The organism is Prolixibacteraceae bacterium (assembly GCA_019856515.1).
Taxonomy (GTDB): Bacteria; Bacteroidota; Bacteroidia; order Bacteroidales; family Prolixibacteraceae; genus Halosquirtibacter; species Halosquirtibacter xylanolyticus.
On record CP082230.1, the window covers coordinates 960871 to 976830 of the forward strand.

At 34.8% G+C, this 15960-nt stretch carries 17 protein-coding genes; 14 read left to right on the forward strand and 3 right to left on the reverse strand.

Annotation, left to right across the window (positions count from 1 at the left end):
- Positions 1 to 373 precede the first annotated feature (373 nt).
- The 4 genes from K5X82_03310 to K5X82_03325 all read left to right on the forward strand — a co-directional run bounded on the left by K5X82_03310 (position 374) and on the right by K5X82_03325 (position 3286).
- The gene (locus K5X82_03310) at positions 374 to 1597 is read left to right on the forward strand and encodes an isocitrate dehydrogenase (NADP(+)) (GenBank protein ID QZT37937.1); all 1224 of its coding nucleotides are present in this window, start codon (positions 374 to 376) and stop codon (positions 1595 to 1597) included.
- A gap of 142 nt (positions 1598 to 1739) precedes the next feature.
- A complete protein-coding gene (locus K5X82_03315; GenBank protein ID QZT37938.1) occupies positions 1740 to 2243 on the forward strand; it encodes a ferritin in 504 nt (167 codons plus the stop codon).
- A 233-nt stretch (positions 2244 to 2476) separates the two neighbouring features.
- Positions 2477 to 2977, forward strand: coding sequence for a thiol peroxidase (tpx, locus tag K5X82_03320; protein QZT37939.1), 501 nt, complete (start codon positions 2477 to 2479; stop codon positions 2975 to 2977).
- Positions 2978 to 3022: 45 nt separating this feature from the next.
- A complete protein-coding gene (locus K5X82_03325; GenBank protein ID QZT37940.1) occupies positions 3023 to 3286 on the forward strand; it encodes a hypothetical protein in 264 nt (87 codons plus the stop codon).
- Positions 3287 to 3362: 76 nt separating this feature from the next.
- On the opposite strand, the gene hemN is transcribed toward K5X82_03325, so the two are convergent.
- Positions 3363 to 4727 (reverse strand): oxygen-independent coproporphyrinogen III oxidase, encoded by a 1365-nt coding sequence (gene hemN / locus K5X82_03330; protein ID QZT37941.1) that lies wholly within the window; start codon positions 4725 to 4727, stop codon positions 3363 to 3365.
- Between the two features lie 272 nt (positions 4728 to 4999).
- Here hemN and K5X82_03335 point away from each other — a divergent pair, with 272 nt between their 5' ends.
- Entirely contained in the window at positions 5000 to 6070 is a 1071-nt protein-coding gene (locus tag K5X82_03335; protein ID QZT37942.1) for a hypothetical protein, read from the forward strand.
- Positions 6070 to 7050 carry a hypothetical protein gene (locus K5X82_03340; protein ID QZT37943.1) on the forward strand — a complete coding sequence of 327 codons (981 nt, stop codon included), beginning with the start codon at positions 6070 to 6072 and terminating at the stop codon, positions 7048 to 7050. The genes K5X82_03335 and K5X82_03340 overlap by 1 nt, the downstream gene beginning before the upstream one ends.
- A gap of 51 nt (positions 7051 to 7101) precedes the next feature.
- Here K5X82_03340 and K5X82_03345 read toward each other — a convergent pair whose 3' ends face one another.
- Entirely contained in the window at positions 7102 to 7869 is a 768-nt protein-coding gene (locus K5X82_03345) for a 5'-methylthioadenosine/adenosylhomocysteine nucleosidase (GenBank protein ID QZT37944.1), read from the reverse strand.
- A gap of 287 nt (positions 7870 to 8156) precedes the next feature.
- On the opposite strand from K5X82_03345, the gene K5X82_03350 reads away from it, so the two are divergent.
- The 8 genes from K5X82_03350 to K5X82_03385 all read left to right on the forward strand — a co-directional run bounded on the left by K5X82_03350 (position 8157) and on the right by K5X82_03385 (position 14911).
- A complete protein-coding gene (locus K5X82_03350) occupies positions 8157 to 9134 on the forward strand; it encodes a metallophosphoesterase (protein QZT37945.1) in 978 nt (325 codons plus the stop codon).
- A 3-nt stretch (positions 9135 to 9137) separates the two neighbouring features.
- The gene (locus K5X82_03355; GenBank protein ID QZT37946.1) at positions 9138 to 9659 is read left to right on the forward strand and encodes a hypothetical protein; all 522 of its coding nucleotides are present in this window, start codon (positions 9138 to 9140) and stop codon (positions 9657 to 9659) included.
- 190 nt (positions 9660 to 9849) lie between these two features.
- Positions 9850 to 11094 carry an outer membrane protein transport protein gene (locus tag K5X82_03360; GenBank protein ID QZT37947.1) on the forward strand — a complete coding sequence of 415 codons (1245 nt, stop codon included), beginning with the start codon at positions 9850 to 9852 and terminating at the stop codon, positions 11092 to 11094.
- A 134-nt stretch (positions 11095 to 11228) separates the two neighbouring features.
- A complete protein-coding gene (locus K5X82_03365; protein ID QZT39076.1) occupies positions 11229 to 11831 on the forward strand; it encodes a glutathione peroxidase in 603 nt (200 codons plus the stop codon).
- Positions 11832 to 12169: 338 nt separating this feature from the next.
- Positions 12170 to 12766 (forward strand): hypothetical protein, encoded by a 597-nt coding sequence (locus K5X82_03370; protein ID QZT37948.1) that lies wholly within the window; start codon positions 12170 to 12172, stop codon positions 12764 to 12766.
- 9 nt (positions 12767 to 12775) lie between these two features.
- Positions 12776 to 13207 carry a peptidylprolyl isomerase gene (locus K5X82_03375; GenBank protein ID QZT37949.1) on the forward strand — a complete coding sequence of 144 codons (432 nt, stop codon included), beginning with the start codon at positions 12776 to 12778 and terminating at the stop codon, positions 13205 to 13207.
- 70 nt (positions 13208 to 13277) lie between these two features.
- On the forward strand, positions 13278 to 13694 hold the full coding sequence (locus K5X82_03380) for a threonyl-tRNA synthetase editing domain-containing protein (protein ID QZT37950.1): 417 nt from the start codon (positions 13278 to 13280) through the stop codon (positions 13692 to 13694).
- A 65-nt stretch (positions 13695 to 13759) separates the two neighbouring features.
- Entirely contained in the window at positions 13760 to 14911 is a 1152-nt protein-coding gene (locus tag K5X82_03385) for an outer membrane protein assembly factor (GenBank protein ID QZT37951.1), read from the forward strand.
- Between the two features lie 35 nt (positions 14912 to 14946).
- Here K5X82_03385 and K5X82_03390 read toward each other — a convergent pair whose 3' ends face one another.
- Positions 14947 to 15954, reverse strand: a complete 1008-nt coding sequence (locus tag K5X82_03390) for an ABC transporter ATP-binding protein (protein QZT37952.1) — start codon at positions 15952 to 15954, stop codon at positions 14947 to 14949.
- Positions 15955 to 15960: the final 6 nt, after the last annotated feature.

Below are 15960 nucleotides of genomic sequence, written 5' to 3' on the forward strand. Positions count from 1 at the left end.
TATTCGATTATGGCATCAAACAGGACCTCATCGTTCCCTGTGGAATACTCCCCACTTGATCAAGTTTTTAGCTCACTATATCATGGATAGGGTTTCCTTCGTAGTTTATTGATACTTCAAGGATACTTCATTGATAGTTGCTTCATCAAAAATGTTTAATAGATGAATATACTATTGTCATGCTATTGATTTAGTAATGCAAAAAAGGTTATGAATCCATAACGGTTTGTAGTCATGTATTTTTTTTGATACACCCCAATATAATCCCCTCGAATTAAAACAACAACAAATCAGATCTGATTATTTAGAATAAAACCAAAGAACATTTTACCATAAATCTTGTTAAAGGGACAAACAACAAAACCGAAATTTAATGACAAGAATAAAAGTAGTTAATCCCGTAGTGGAATTGGATGGTGACGAAATGACTCGAATTATTTGGTCCAAAATTAAAGAAAATTTTATTTTTCCTTATTTAGATTTAGACATCAAATATTTCGATTTGGGGATACAGAAAAGAGATGAGACCGATGACCAAATTACGATTGAAGCAGCAGAAGCTATCAAGAAGTATAAAGTTGGGATTAAATGTGCCACGATTACTCCTGATGAAAATCGTGTAGTAGAATTTGATCTTAAGCGTATGTATAAGTCCCCCAATGGAACCCTACGTAACATTATCGGAGGAACCATTTTCAGAGAACCGATTGTAATCGAGAATGTGCCTCGTTTAATACCTCAATGGACTAAACCGATTACTATCGGGCGTCATGCTTTCGGCGATCAATACCGTGCAACGGATTTTATTGCGGATCGACCAGGTCGATTTGTTTCTCAATTTATTCCTGATGATGGTAGTGAACCTGTAAACATGGAAGTATACCATTATGATGGGGCAGGGGTCGGAATGTCTATGTATAATACACTAGAATCAATTACAGGGTTTGCCCATTCATGTTTTAAAATGGCACTAGCAAAAAAGTGGCCACTGTTTCTTTCAACAAAGAATACCATCCTGAAGAAATACGATGGTTATTTCAAGGATACATTTCAAGAGATCTACGAAAAAAATTATCAAACCTCTTTTGAAGCTGCTGGTATTTATTATGAACACCGACTGATCGACGATATGGTTGCAGCTGCAATCAAATGGGATGGAGGTTTTGTATGGGCCTGTAAAAACTATGATGGTGACGTTCAAAGTGATATTGTAGCTCAAGGATTTGGTTCACTAGGTCTAATGACTTCCGTACTAATGACGCCTAACGGAGATATTCTTGAAGCAGAAGCAGCTCACGGTACCGTGACACGTCATTACAGAGAGCATTGTAAAGGAAACGAGACATCAACTAACCCTATTGCCTCTATTTTTGCATGGACAAGAGGACTTGCTTTTAGAGGAAAAAAAGATGGTAATGAATCGTTGATTAAATTCTGTAATACGCTAGAGAAGGCTTGCATTGACACTGTTTCTGCGGGTAAGATGACCAAAGATTTAGCTTTGGCAATCCATGGAGATAAAATGGAACGCAAAGATTATCTAACCACAGACGATTTTATGGCTGAGGTGAAAAAAACTTTAGACGGTTTACTATAGTTTTCTGTCTAGTTTACAAACTATTTCAGAATTAATGGTTCTTTTTCGAACTTGTAGCAGCTTCATTTGTTATTATTATTGATAGGAATTCGTTATTTTTGGAAGAATCTGTTTTAAAAATAATCGGTAACTGAATAAAATTATGATTAAAGAAGCTGTTGCAAAGTCGATTAACGACCAAATCAATAAAGAGTATTACTCATCGTACTTATATTTATCAATGTCTGCTTTTTTTGAGTCAGAAGGACTAAAGGGGTTCGCTAACTGGATGCGTATTCAAGCAAAAGAGGAAGCAGATCATGCAGATAAATTTTTTGATTACTTGAATGACCGCGGCGGTCGTGTTATGTTAAGAGCTATCGACCAAGTTCCGACTGAATTTGGTAGTGTATTAGAAGTATTCGAACAAGTGCTTGAGCACGAAGAATTTGTTACAGAATCTGTCAACAACATGATGGATATTGCAATAAAAGAAAATGATCACGCTACAAAAAGTTTTCTTCAATGGTTCGTTGACGAACAAGTAGAAGAAGAAGCAACTGTAGGTGATATCATCAATAATTTGAAACTTATCAAAGGAGATGGTCAAGGTATCCTAATGATGGACCGTGAGCTAGGTGCTAGATCTTACGTCAAAGCAGAATAGACAAACAATATCTATCATTTAGCTTAACATCAATGTCACTATAAACAACTTACGTCAAAGGATGCCTTTATGATTTATTTTCTTTTTATTAAAAGATATTTTATCTAAAACATTTTCATTGGAATGATGTTTGTTCAGTAGGTGACATTGGTTGTTTTATCAATGGTCTCCAATATTAAAAAGATATTTATTCTCTCTTATTAAGAGAGTCATTAATTAATTATACTGTGATTATGAATAAGAATAATTCGTTAGTAACCTTTGCAGGAAACCCTGTAACACTAGTAGGAGACCAAGTTAAAGTTGGAGAAATAGCTCCTGACTTTACTGTGCTAAGAAATGATTTGACTCCAGCAAAACTTTCTGATTTCAAAGGAAAGAAAGTGGTTATTGCCGTTTATCCATCTATTGATACAGGAGTTTGTCAAGCCCAAAACCGTAAATTCAACGAAGAGGCAACGAAATTGGACAACACAGTTGTCTTGTCTATTTCTTGTGACCTTCCATTTGCTCAAGGACGCTTCTGTGCTGCAGAAGGGTTGAATAATATAGTAACTTTGTCAGACCATAAAGATGTTGATTTTGGAACAAAATATGGTTTCTTAGTTGAAGAACTACGCTTGTTGGCTCGTGGTACTGTCGTCGTTAATGAAGAAGGAGTGATTACTTTTGTTGAGTATGTACCTGAAATTACAAATGAACCTAATTATGAGGCTGCAATAGAAGTCCTATAAAGATTCATAGGGTTTCTCTAGTTGGCCCTATTATATGATCCCACTATGGAAATTGAAGAGATAAAAAAATGGAGTGAGCAAGGTCATTTAGAAGATGCTCTTGCTGTTATTCAGAAGTCTCCAGAAAAAGATATGTTAGTTTATCGTATGTTAGAAGGAGAGATTCTTTACAAACTTCAACGTTGGGGTGAAGCATTAAATCTATTTGAAGATATCTATGCACAACACAACAACAAGGAGGCAAAAGTGTATTGCCAAATGATTCAAAATATCTTGGGATTTTATAATCCAGATTTGTTAAACCCTTAATAATAAAAAGAGAGCGGCAACCTATTTCAGATGGTTGCCGCTCTTTTATTTTATGCTTATCGTATAACATTTAATCCTATATCGACTTACTAAATTTAACATCCTGTTCTGCTTTATCTTGCATTCGTATATCAAATACACTACAAACATTTCTCAAGAACATTTTCCCAAGCTCAGGTGTCAATGCGAATCCTCTTGGATTACGAACAATAACCCCCTCCTCTTCCATCGCTTTTAGTTGTGTCAGCATTTGGAAGGTCATATAGTTTACTAGGTCATCATTAAAAGTCAGTTTTCCTTGACATGCAATATCAAGAATGGCTCTTTTTATCGTACGATCTTCATGATTTAGAAAGTGTCCTTTAATAAAAGCCGGTTCGTTACTATTGATTTTGTTCTTATAAAACTCAATATTTTTCTCATTTTGCATATAAGCTCTACCTGCATCACTTATGGATGATGCACCTAAACCGATAATCATATCAGCCTCTGAAGTAGTATAACCCATAAAGTTACGATGAAGAGTACCTTGGTTACGAGCAATATTTAGTTTATCTGTTGGTTTAGAAAAGTGGTCCATTCCGATATCTTCAAACCCTATCTCCAAAAGAAGTCTTTTACCGATTTCATAAAGTTCTCTTTTCTCTTCCCCCGTTGGAATGTCTTCATCTGTAAAACCTCGTTGTCCTTTCTCCTTCCACGGCACATGTGCATAGGAGTAGAAAGCAATACGATCCGGATTTAGTACTCTTACTTTCTTAAGAGTATCTTCTACACTAGAAGCTTTCTGTTTTGGCAAACCGTAGATTAGGTCGAAGTTTACGGACTCGTAGCCAATCTCCCTAGCGTTGTTCACCACCTCATCAACCGTCTCATAAGTCTGAATACGATTGATTACTTTCTGTACTTCTGGGTCAAAATCTTGCACTCCAAGGCTCAAACGACGAAAACCTAGATCAAATAGTGTTTGTAAATGCGCTTTAGAAGTATTATTCGGGTGTGCTTCAAAACTAAATTCATATTCAGCATGTTTTTCTCCAGAATTGATAATGAAGGAAAGAAGACGCTGAAGAGAATCCGTTGAGAAAAAGGTTGGTGTACCACCACCTAAATGTAATTCTCGGATCACTGGACGATCCTCAAACGTATCTAGATATGTTTGCCACTCTTTGAGTAATGCATCTACATATGGTGCTTCCAAGTCGTGATTTTTTGTGATATGCTTTGTACAGGCACAGTAAGTACAAAGTTTTTCACAGTATGGAAGGTGAATATAGATCGCAATTCCTTTTGTTTTGTTGGTTTGATCAAATGTCTCCTTTACCACCTCAAACCATCGTTGATGATCTGGCGTGTCTTTATCCCAATAAGGTACCGTAGGATAACTTGTATATCTTGGGATGGGAATATTGTATTTCGCCATCAATTGTGTAATACCCATCTGCTATATTGTTGAAATTATTGAACTAATGAGAAGTTCTCTCTCTCTCTCTCAAAGCAAAGATAACAAAGATGGGTATGTTGAGCAACATTAGAGGAGTAATTGATCTTTTTTTGACGATTCTTATTAATAGATAATAATCTAATGATCACCCACTTCTGAATCTTCTTATAGTCTTACTATATATATTAACTCTATTTAACACCAAACTACCACCACAGTCAACTATATTCAAACATAATTATTTTGTCGAACAATTATTATTTTATTGTATGAAAAAAATTGCATTAGCCCTAATCAGTGTTTTAGGGCTTATAGGCTGTAGTCACGAGGATGGGGTGGAGGATCAAAAAAACATTTATTATCCACCAAATTATGTACTCACATACGGTGAGAAGATGTTTACAGACTTTGAAAAGGATACCATTTTATATAGTGATAGTGCCAGAGGGTATAACTGTCATGAAATGTTGAGATATAAACCTCATGATGCCACACATTATAGGTTATTCAATGCTGTTCCACATGATTTTCGAGATGTATCCATTTATTGCAAGGTGGACACAATCGAAAAGGAGTTCATGATTGCCCATTTTGATCTTGTCCCTCAACATCATTGCATGGTAGGCACCTATCCAGGATTGGACAAAAAAACCACTTTTACAACCATGAATGGACAAAGAATTGAATTAGGCCCTTTTCATCAGGTAGAGACTGAACATGTAAGCTTTAGAGTTACTTGTCCTGATCCCCTATTTTTTATGCTTCAAAAAATAAGACAGGTGACTCGTATTAAGTTTTCTCGATATGGTAAAGGAAACTGGGGTGTATTAACACCGAGAGATGCTAGATATTACACTTTCGCTTTTACTAATATGGCCTACTTATACAGCTCTAAGCGATTTGAGAAGGCATTTAAGAATTACGAAGGCAATCTGTATGATAACAATAAGAATCCTATTGATCGAAACAAGGTCTATGAAAGTATGATTAATAAGAAGCTTTTGAACTTAGGTGTGGTGACAGGAAGTGGGATTGGTGGACTTGGAGGGGGCGCTGCTTTTGGTGTTCGTAGCGAATACATTACAAAATATGCTGAGTCCAATAACAATTGGCCATTAGAAGTTTATGGACACGAATTCTCCCATACGATTGGTTTTGGACATAGTAGCAATTTGACATATGCAAATGAAAGTAAAGGTTTGGTTCCTATCTTACAAAAGGTTTACACAGAGATGTATGCTGATAAAGATCTACCATTTATTGGAGATCCATTTGCTGTAGAAGCCGATCCTTTTATTGAGAAAAAGAATAGTATCATTAATATAAACATGGAAATATAATGAAACACGTTATTTTTATTTTACCATTTCTATTATTCATAGCTTGTAAAAGTAAAGAAGAGGCTCCATATGACTTCAAAGAATATCACGCGCAGCAAGATTATCAATTTGAGTTTGACCATAGCTACAAGATGTTCTCAGAACCAACGAGCTACGATTTTGCTTCTTATTATTTATTTGAGAATAAAATGTTAATCGGAAATCGATCCAAGACGAATTTTGGAGTAGATATTCAAGAATACACTACAAAAAGACTAATCCATCATATCGACAGATGGGAAGGAGCTGAAGGGAAAGATAGTATCAATGCAGTCGTAAAAGATATGGCGATGAATGAGAAGTATATCTTTATTCTTCAAGAGAACTCTCAAGTTGAAGTTTTTGACACAAACAACTACGGACATATTACCACTATTGGAACTGGAAAATGGAACTATACCCGACAAGGATTAGTCGGTGGGAATGGACTATTATTAATAGAAAATCAACTATTTGTTAGAGATCGTGAGAAACTTTCGGTCTTCGATGTAAGCCAACTGGATAAAATGAAAGCTGGATCATTAACCTCGATGGCTATTTCATCTACACTACCACAGAATAACTTTATTGTACAATTTATGAAATTTCATGATAGAATATATTTTACGGATGTGGCTAATAAAGCAATATATTCATTTGCTTATCATAAATATCATCAAGGAGACCAGATCCATATAGATAAGCGGATTTCACTAACAGTGGAAGCATACGGAATTTGCACAATGAATCAAGATATTATCATCTCTTCTAAAGATCGCAAGTTCTACACCATTACTGATGCGAGTGGTTCTATCGAAAATTTTCCAATTGTTGGATATAGCAATAGAGATCTAGGACGTATATTTTGCAAGAATAATACTTTTTGGTTTTCTGACACTAGTCGTAATTATGTTGCAAGATGTAATATCAAATCAAGACAGACTGAAGCAGTGTCCCAATAACCGATGATACTACTTTTAATTATCCCCATTATTGTTACACAGTTAATATTGCTACAATAACTTAGTTAGCATATCTACAGTTCTATCAGCTGATTTTTGCTTGTTAAAGTAATAAGTCTCTTCCGCATTTTCATTGGCACTGTCACTTATGGATCTGAAAATTATAAATGGAGTATTAAATTGCAAACAAACTTGGGCAATAGCAGCACTTTCCATATCGACAGCGTATGCATTATAAGCTTGAGAAAGTAACTTTTTCTTGTTGTTGTCTGCAATAAACTGATCACCTGTAGCAATAGTGCCAAAATAACAGTTTTCTGTAGTAGAGAATTGACCTCTTGCTTTTTTCTCCAAAATTGGACAAGCTTTAATAAATAAAGGATGGTCTTTCTCTGTTACCACGTTCGGAGCAGCCCATACATTCAAATTACCATCTTGAAGTGTACCTAGATCATGTTGAATATATTGGGTTCCAATCACTATATCCCCCGGAACCAACTTCTCGTCTATCGCTCCTGCTATTCCTGTAAAAAGAATATATTCAGGATGAAAATGATCAATCAACAATGTGGTCGTCATGGCAGCATTTACTTTTCCTACCCCACACTTTAATATTACAACTTTTTTATGGTTTATCAGTCCTTGAATAAATGCAATATTATGAATTAAAAGTGTATCAATATTTTCCATCTTATTAGAAATCGCTTTAATTTCTTCAGGCATAGCTCCAACAATGGCAACTCTCCCCGACTCATATGATGGAGTACAAGAAAATATGAAGTAAAAAAATATGATAAGGAACAGACCGCCGTTTTTCATTATAAATTAAGATCTAATTATTGATGATTTTAACAATTCTCTGTAAATTTAAGAAAACAAACGGAGGGAATGACACTTTGTAAGTTTTCTTCTGATTAAATCTAATCAATTATTAAAAAACCATATTACACAATCAACCAGAATACCAAATAGTTACAACAAATATTTGTTTTTTTAATGAGTTAAAAACAAATATCACCTTTACATAAATCTATTTTACAACTGTTGGTTATTGGAAACTCTGACACTAGTAACATGTCATAATCTATGAAAAAAACGACACGAATATGAGACCAAAACTTCTATTTTATTTTTTGATTTTTCACCTTACATGCCATGTCGCTACGGCAAAAAAAAGGTTATTATTCCATGGAACTCATTTTAGAGTGGTTCAACTCACAGATATGCATCTTGACCGTAAACACCCAAGCTTAACGGACTACTTTTCACAGCTAAATCAAATTATATATGAGAGTCAAGCTAATCTATTATTTCTAACAGGGGATATTGTCTGCTCTGCGGATGCCGAGGATGGATGGCTCATACTAAAGGAATGGTTAGATAAGCTGAGTATCCCTTTTGCATTTGTTATGGGAAATCATGACCCTGAGAATCTTGAAAAATCAAAGATATATGAAATACTAAGTTCTAGCAGCAATGCTTATTGCTATTACTCTTATGAAAATAAAGCTGCCACCCCTTGTTACGCACTTCCAATTTATCATCAAGATAAAATTGTATGGAACCTTTGGGGCATAGACAGTGGTAGCATTTCAGAAGACCCAAGTATTAAAGGCTATGATTGGGTGCGCTTTTCTACAATGGAGATATTAAACCAAAAATGGAAGTGCCATATCGCTTCTGAAGATGATCAATGTAATAATAATCTGATGTTTCTTCATATTCCAATGCCTGAATATGCAATGGCAACCAAAAGAAAATATAGAGATATAAAACCCATAGGTACTCATAGAGAAAGAGTATGTGCACCACGAATCAACAGTGGACTATTTTATTACCTTTGGGAACATCAATTTAAAGGAGTGTTTGTTGGCCATGATCACGACAATGACTATGTGGCTCAAATGTATGGAATACCATTAGTTTATGGTAGAAGAACAGGGAAGAATACCTGTTATGGAAAGATGAGAATGGGCGTTCGCGTCATAGAATTAAATATAGATTCATCTTACCGCACGTGGATCATTGACAGCAAATTAAAACATCACCATTTTGTTACACTTCCACATAAAAAAACAAAATAACTAATGAGAATTCTATATTTACATGGACTTGGGTCTGATGGACTCATGAAAGGGAAACGTGATATTTTAGAGAAAAATCTAAAAAGTAGAAACATCTATTCACCTCTATTAGATTACTATCAAAATGAGATAGAAAACAAGATTGAGAGCATTTTTAGGAAAGACAACTACGATTTAATTATCGGTTCCTCAACAGGCGCTATGGTTGCTCATGCTCTTTCTGCACTTTATGGAACCAAAGCAATATTAATGAACCCTGCATTTTCTCATCCTATTGTTGATAAACTCATGCCTAAACTAATTAGGTCTACAAGATTGGGAGATCATTGTATTTACGTTTTTGGTTCAGAAGATAATGTCGTACCGATAGAAGGGACACAAAGATTCTTATCAATTGATCACTTTCCTAAGGGAAGGAGTATGGTTATCGAAGGAATGGAACACCGTATTAGAGTTGAAGAGTTGAACCAGATATTCTCTTCCTCCCTAGTACAATCATTTATTACAAAAGAGACCTTAACTTAAGAATATTTCTTTTGACATGTTCGCAATTATTTTAGCACTGAGAATATTATATACAATAAGCATCTCATCTTTAAATCATGCAAAGCAGTTCTTATTTTCATTGGAATAATCTGTAAGATATTGAACTATTATCTCACCTTAATTGTATTAGTTAGCAGAATAATGATTTTTATTAACTAATATCTTGATTATGAAAAAAGTATATTCCTTTGCAACGAAAAAGGTAGCTTTGCTTTTTGCATTGATGTTTATTGGAGTTACACTTTCAGCACAACAAGGAGGAGGATTGATGCTTTATGAAGTAGCAACTCCTAATATCGGGAATGCTAATGCTGGACAATCCGCAGTAGCACATGATGCATCTACTGCTTACTTCAACCCTGCAGCGATGAGTGAAGTGAAAGATCAAAGTTGGTTGGTTGGTATTCAAGGAATGCTTCCTAAATTTAATTTTGAATCAACTGAAAGTGCTTATCCAAATGATAATGCTGGCAAATTCACTCCTTCTTTGGCAGTTTACTGGTTAAAACACCTTAGTGATAAATGGACTATTGGCGCAACACTTAATTTTCCAATGGGTTCTTCTTTAGACTACGGAGATAATTGGGAAGGAAAATACTATCTAACGAAAGCGACAATTGCAGTAGCAAATATTGCACCCGCAGCTTCTTTCAAATTAAGTGAGAAAGTAAGTTTTGGAGTGGCTGCCAACTTCTATATTGGTATGTTATCTGAAGACATTGCTATTCCAAGTGTGATTACAGGCGCACCTGATGGAGAAGCAAATATTGATGGAACGTCGTTTAGCATGGGGTTCCAATTTGGTTTTCATTATCGGCCCAATAGTACTCTTTCGTTGGGTTTAACCTACAGATATAAATCAACCATTGATTTCCAAGGCGACGCAGATGCTACAAATTACTTTATTAATGGAGAAAAATACACTTCTGCAAGATACTCTACAGATATGCTTATTCCTCATGGTGTAAACTTTAGTATTAGCAAATACTTTGGGGATGTCGAGTTATTATTTGATTTAGGTTATTGTAATTGGGCTGGTTTCGATTATCAATCCATCATTCTGAAAGAAGAGTACGATGCACATATTGAGAGAAAATGGCAAGATACTTATCGAGTTGGTTTAGGTGGTAATTACTTTATTAATGACAAGTGGACTGTTAGAGCAGGGCTTTCTTTCGATTCATCTCCTGTTGACGAGCAATATAGAACTCCTGACCTACCTCTTAGTGGAGTTTATAGATTTGGAGCAGGTGGAACAATGAGAATTAATGATAAATTCGACCTTTCACTAAGTTATAACTTTATGCTTGGTATTGATAATGATTTGAATCAAGTTTCTAATTTAAAAGGGAATCTTATTGGAACATATGATCCAACCAATATCCATACAATAGCTATTTCATTGGGATTCTAGCTTTCAATAATAGAGTAAAAAAAGGGATGGTCGATATATGATGGACCAACCTTTTTTTACGATTTTGTCTTGTCCTCCTAAAACTTCGCACAAATTAATATCGATATATAATAGAGACCATCACATTTACTACAATAAATAAACATTCTCAGGATAATGATGTTTCTGTAAGTGTATTATCAAAAACAATTACAATGAAAAAAATCATCATATCATTCAGTGTTGCTATCTTAACATTTATATCATCAGTAGAAGCACAAAATAGCATTTACGACTATAAAGTGGTAAACATTGATGGAAAAGAGATCTCATTAGATCAATTTAAAGGGAAAAAGATTTTAATCGTAAACACTGCATCTAAATGTGGTTTTACATCACAATATGAAGATCTAGAGAAACTTTACAAGAAATATAAAGATAGTGATTTTGTTATTATAGGATTCCCTAGCAATGATTTTGGAAGTCAAGAGCCAGGCAATAATATAGAAATAAAAGAGTTTTGTTCAGTAAGCTATGGAGTTACCTTTCCCATGATGTCAAAAATAAAAGTTAAAGGAGATGACAAAGCACCCATATACAAATGGCTTACAATGAAATCATTAAATGGTGTAAAAAATAGTAGTGTCAAATGGAACTTTCAAAAATATGCCATTAATAGAGATGGAACGTTACATGATTTTTACTATTCAATAACCAAACCCATGAGTGATAAGATAATAGAATGGATCGAAGAATAGTAAATCACAAGAGAGTTCTTATTTCAAATAGTATTCTTCAGTTTATTGATATTGCTTAGTGTAGAGGTATTTATATCTGACGATCTTTAATTACATCAAATGATTTGAATGAAAGTTTCAGTTAGAAACTTCTAGGCATATACTATACTTAAACAGAATAGCTTAAAATAAGGTTCTGAATCCTTTTTTGCCACTGATAAACAAAATATATTTTCAAGCAATTTATCTTCATTTCAAAATAGATCTGATTTTATTAGAATAAATGAGGAGCTTTCATCGAAATCTTTGTGTTTTGCCCTTGAATAAGTTATTTTTGTATCTCATCAAAATCTCATTCTATGGATTACCATCAATTAGAACAACGAATTAATTCTTTTACAGATCATGAAATACGTAAGGCTCTTTTTATGCGTGATGATTATGAACCGATGGCTGTTGAGATTTTAATTCAGGTGGCAAAAGATAGAGGGATTATTGAGCAAGAAGATGATATTGATAGAATGGACCCCTTAGAGTTTGGAAGGAATAAGAAATTTGGTGTTTTTTCGCCCATTACCAACCATGAAACATTACATCGACTGGTCGGTAGTATGCATCGCATAATGTTTATATTTACTGCAATTCCTCTTATATATGGAGGACAACTTATAATGAAAAAGGATTATTTCTTGGGAGTAATAAGTGTTATTGCAGCCATTGTGTGGTTAGGGTGTATTCTTTCTCATAAGAAGAATGGCAATAAAAAAACGGTTCAGTTTCTTAGAATTTTTTCTGTATTACTTGGAACCACTCTAGTTTGTCATTGGATTTATACTACACCTAACGAACCAATGAATATCCTAGTTGCTGTTCTAACCTTTCTTTTCCCAGTGCTCTCAGCTCACTATCTCTATAAACTGAGCACACAAGAAGAAGAAAATACAATTACTAAATAGATTTATACTATGTACGCAGAAATTCATACTGAAAAAGGGATGATGAAAGTTGAGTTTTACGAGCAAGATGCTCCTAAAACAGTTGAAAACTTTGTAGGTCTTTCAAAAAAAGGATTCTATGATGGGTTAACATTTCACCGTGTTATTCCTGATTTTGTAATCCAAGGAGGATGTCCTAAAGGTACTGGAGTAGGTGGTCCTGGTTATTCTATCGACTGTGAATTGGATGGAGACAACCAATATCATGACCGCGGAGTTCTTTCTATGGCTCATGCAGGTAGAAATACAGGTGGATCACAATTCTTTGTTTGTCACAATCGTGAGAACACACAACATTTAGACCGTAATCACACTTGCTTTGGACGTGTGGTTGAAGGATTAGATGTTATCGATGATATTCGTCCTGGAGACCAAATCGAAAAGATCTTAATTATAGAATAAGCATCTATAATGTATTTAAAAAGGGAGTCGGCATTATGCTTGCTCCCTTTTTCATTGAAAACCAATTTTTATGAAAGTACTTGTTTTTTACGTTAAGTCATTTCAATATACTCCACAACAAAAAAGCTTAGATATTGCGCCTGATAGCAATATGAAAACGCAAATTATTGAAGATGCAATTCTAGCGTTTATTCACCTTGAACCTTCTGACCAAGAGATGTCTCTAAAATCAAGAGATAAGAAATTAGCCAACCACTTAAAGTGGTGTTGTAGAAAGAACGATACGAAAAATGTAGTGATCCACTCTTTTGCACATTTAGCAGAAGCAAAAGCGGACTGGGAGTACACAAGAGACATGCTGAATCTATGTGAAGAGAGACTAAAGAGTGTGGGATATGAGACACATCAGACTCCTTTTGGGTATTTTTTAGATCTAAAGATTGATGCACCTGGACACTCTTTAGCAAGGCTATGGAAGACACTATAGTTAATTAAAGATGAACTATTTACATTTCATTGATGTTAATCTTTTAGAATCAACTGAAATGTCGTATGTCTTCAAAAATTATCAAAATCAATAGTTTGGCGATTGCCATATTCTTATGTTTCTCTTGTTTGCAAGGAGTAGGACAAACAAAGAGTAAGAATAAGTATCAGAAACAACAGTTTAATACGTTGGAAGAGCGATCTAAGATGAAATATCGATTTATCCCTCTTCCATCGTATGATCCTGCAACAAAATTTGGTCTACTATTGACCAACCTTTTCACCTACTACCCTAATAAGAATGACACAATATCTCCACCGACCACTACAGGTATATTTTTAATGGGAACAACCAATGGTTCGTGGTTTACGGGTGTAGCTCAGTCCACCTATTTAGATCATGACAAATGGAGATTAAATGGATTCTTTGGTATTGGTGGCATCAATCAGACAATGACACTTGGGACCTTAGGTGATGCGGATTCTAAGAAACAACTTGCTGCAATTAACATTGATTTTCAACGCAATATAGGACATCAAATATTTATTGGTTTACGATACAGTTATCGGAATATTAACATTACTGGTAGAGATGACACTTCGGAGGATAAACTAAAACAAGCAGGGTTTACAGGTCGTACAATATCAAATGGACTCGGTATTATAGGTACTGCTGACCATCGAGATAATATTTTCTTCCCATATCATGGATTCTACGTCAAATATCAAGGCATTAACTATTTTGCAAACAGTAAGGGAAAAGGTACAGATAATTACTTTGCAAATATTATTGACTATGCACACTTTTTCTCACTAAATGAAGAAAGCAGTTCGATTCTTGCCTACCATTTTGTTGGCAACTTTCTATCGGGAGATGTTACTCCAGAGAACTTTTCCATGTATGGTCATAGCCGTGGAGGAGGTATGCAGAGAGGCTATGAAACGGGATCGCATATTGATAAAAACTTAGTTAACCTCGATATAGAGTGGCGCAAACGAACTGGCCTATTTAAAAGCCGATTTGGTTACACTATTTTTACAGGTATAGGTAAAGTTTATGGCTATTATGACGATTTTAAAGACGCTGAGTGGCTTCCTAGTATTGGCGTGGGGGCAAGATATATGATCTTGCCATATGAACGCTTAAACGTGCGTTTTGACACCACTTATTCTAAAGATGGTTTTGGCTTCTATTTTGGAATTAGAGAGGCATTCTAATCACTAATGCAATAAGAGTTGTATTTTATGAACTCTTATTGCATTAAATTTAGATATTCATTTAAAGCTCTACATAATAGATAAATGCTTTCATAAGATGCTACAATATCACGATCTTGATCAGTCAACAACCACTTTCCATTATCATAATCAATAGATAGAAGAGTAGCCTCACTTGTAATAGCAACATGAATTCGACTTAATGCCTTTTCTATTACCATGAAACTTGTATTTGATAACCATTGAGGCAAATTGACCCATAATTTAGGAGTATGAATGGAAACGAAATCTCCTTTTTTCAAATCAAACTCTATTTTATCACTCTGAAAAAGAGATTCGACTGTTTTATTTAACATCATATCCTCTGGCGCCCCTTCAACACAAAGTTCTTTGGTTACAAGCCATAGCTTATCAACTTCGTGAGAAGCAATATTAAAATCATGAGTTGAAAAGATGATAATCTTACCCATAGTTCTTGCTAAATGCTTTAGAAGATAGATTATCTCATATTTATTTGGAAGATCTAAGAAAGCTGTTGGCTCATCTAAAATAACGATCTCAGTATCTTGGGCCAAAGCCCTAGCAATCATTACTCGTTGTTTTTCACCATCACTAAGTGTAGAGACCTCTCTTTCTCGAAACTGAAGTACTCCGACCTTATTCATAGCATCTTTAACCATACGAGTATCCTCTGCTTTTAATCGACCGAGCCAACCTGTATATGGAAAACGTCCGAGAGAGACAATATCATATACGGTCATATTAGGCACAAAAACCTGCTCTGTAGAAACATAGCTTATCTTTCTTGACCAAGATTGCTTAGAGTAGTTCTTAATATTCTTATTGTCATATAAAATATCTCCATCCAACAAAGGCTGTATACCAATGATCGAACGTAACAAGGTACTTTTTCCAATACCATTTCCGCCAAGGAGTGCAATAATATCACCATTGCTAGCCTGAAGATTGATATTATTTTTGACCGTATTGACTTTTCCATTATCAATATAACCAATAGAAGCGTTTTTTATCTTTAACTTCATTTTACC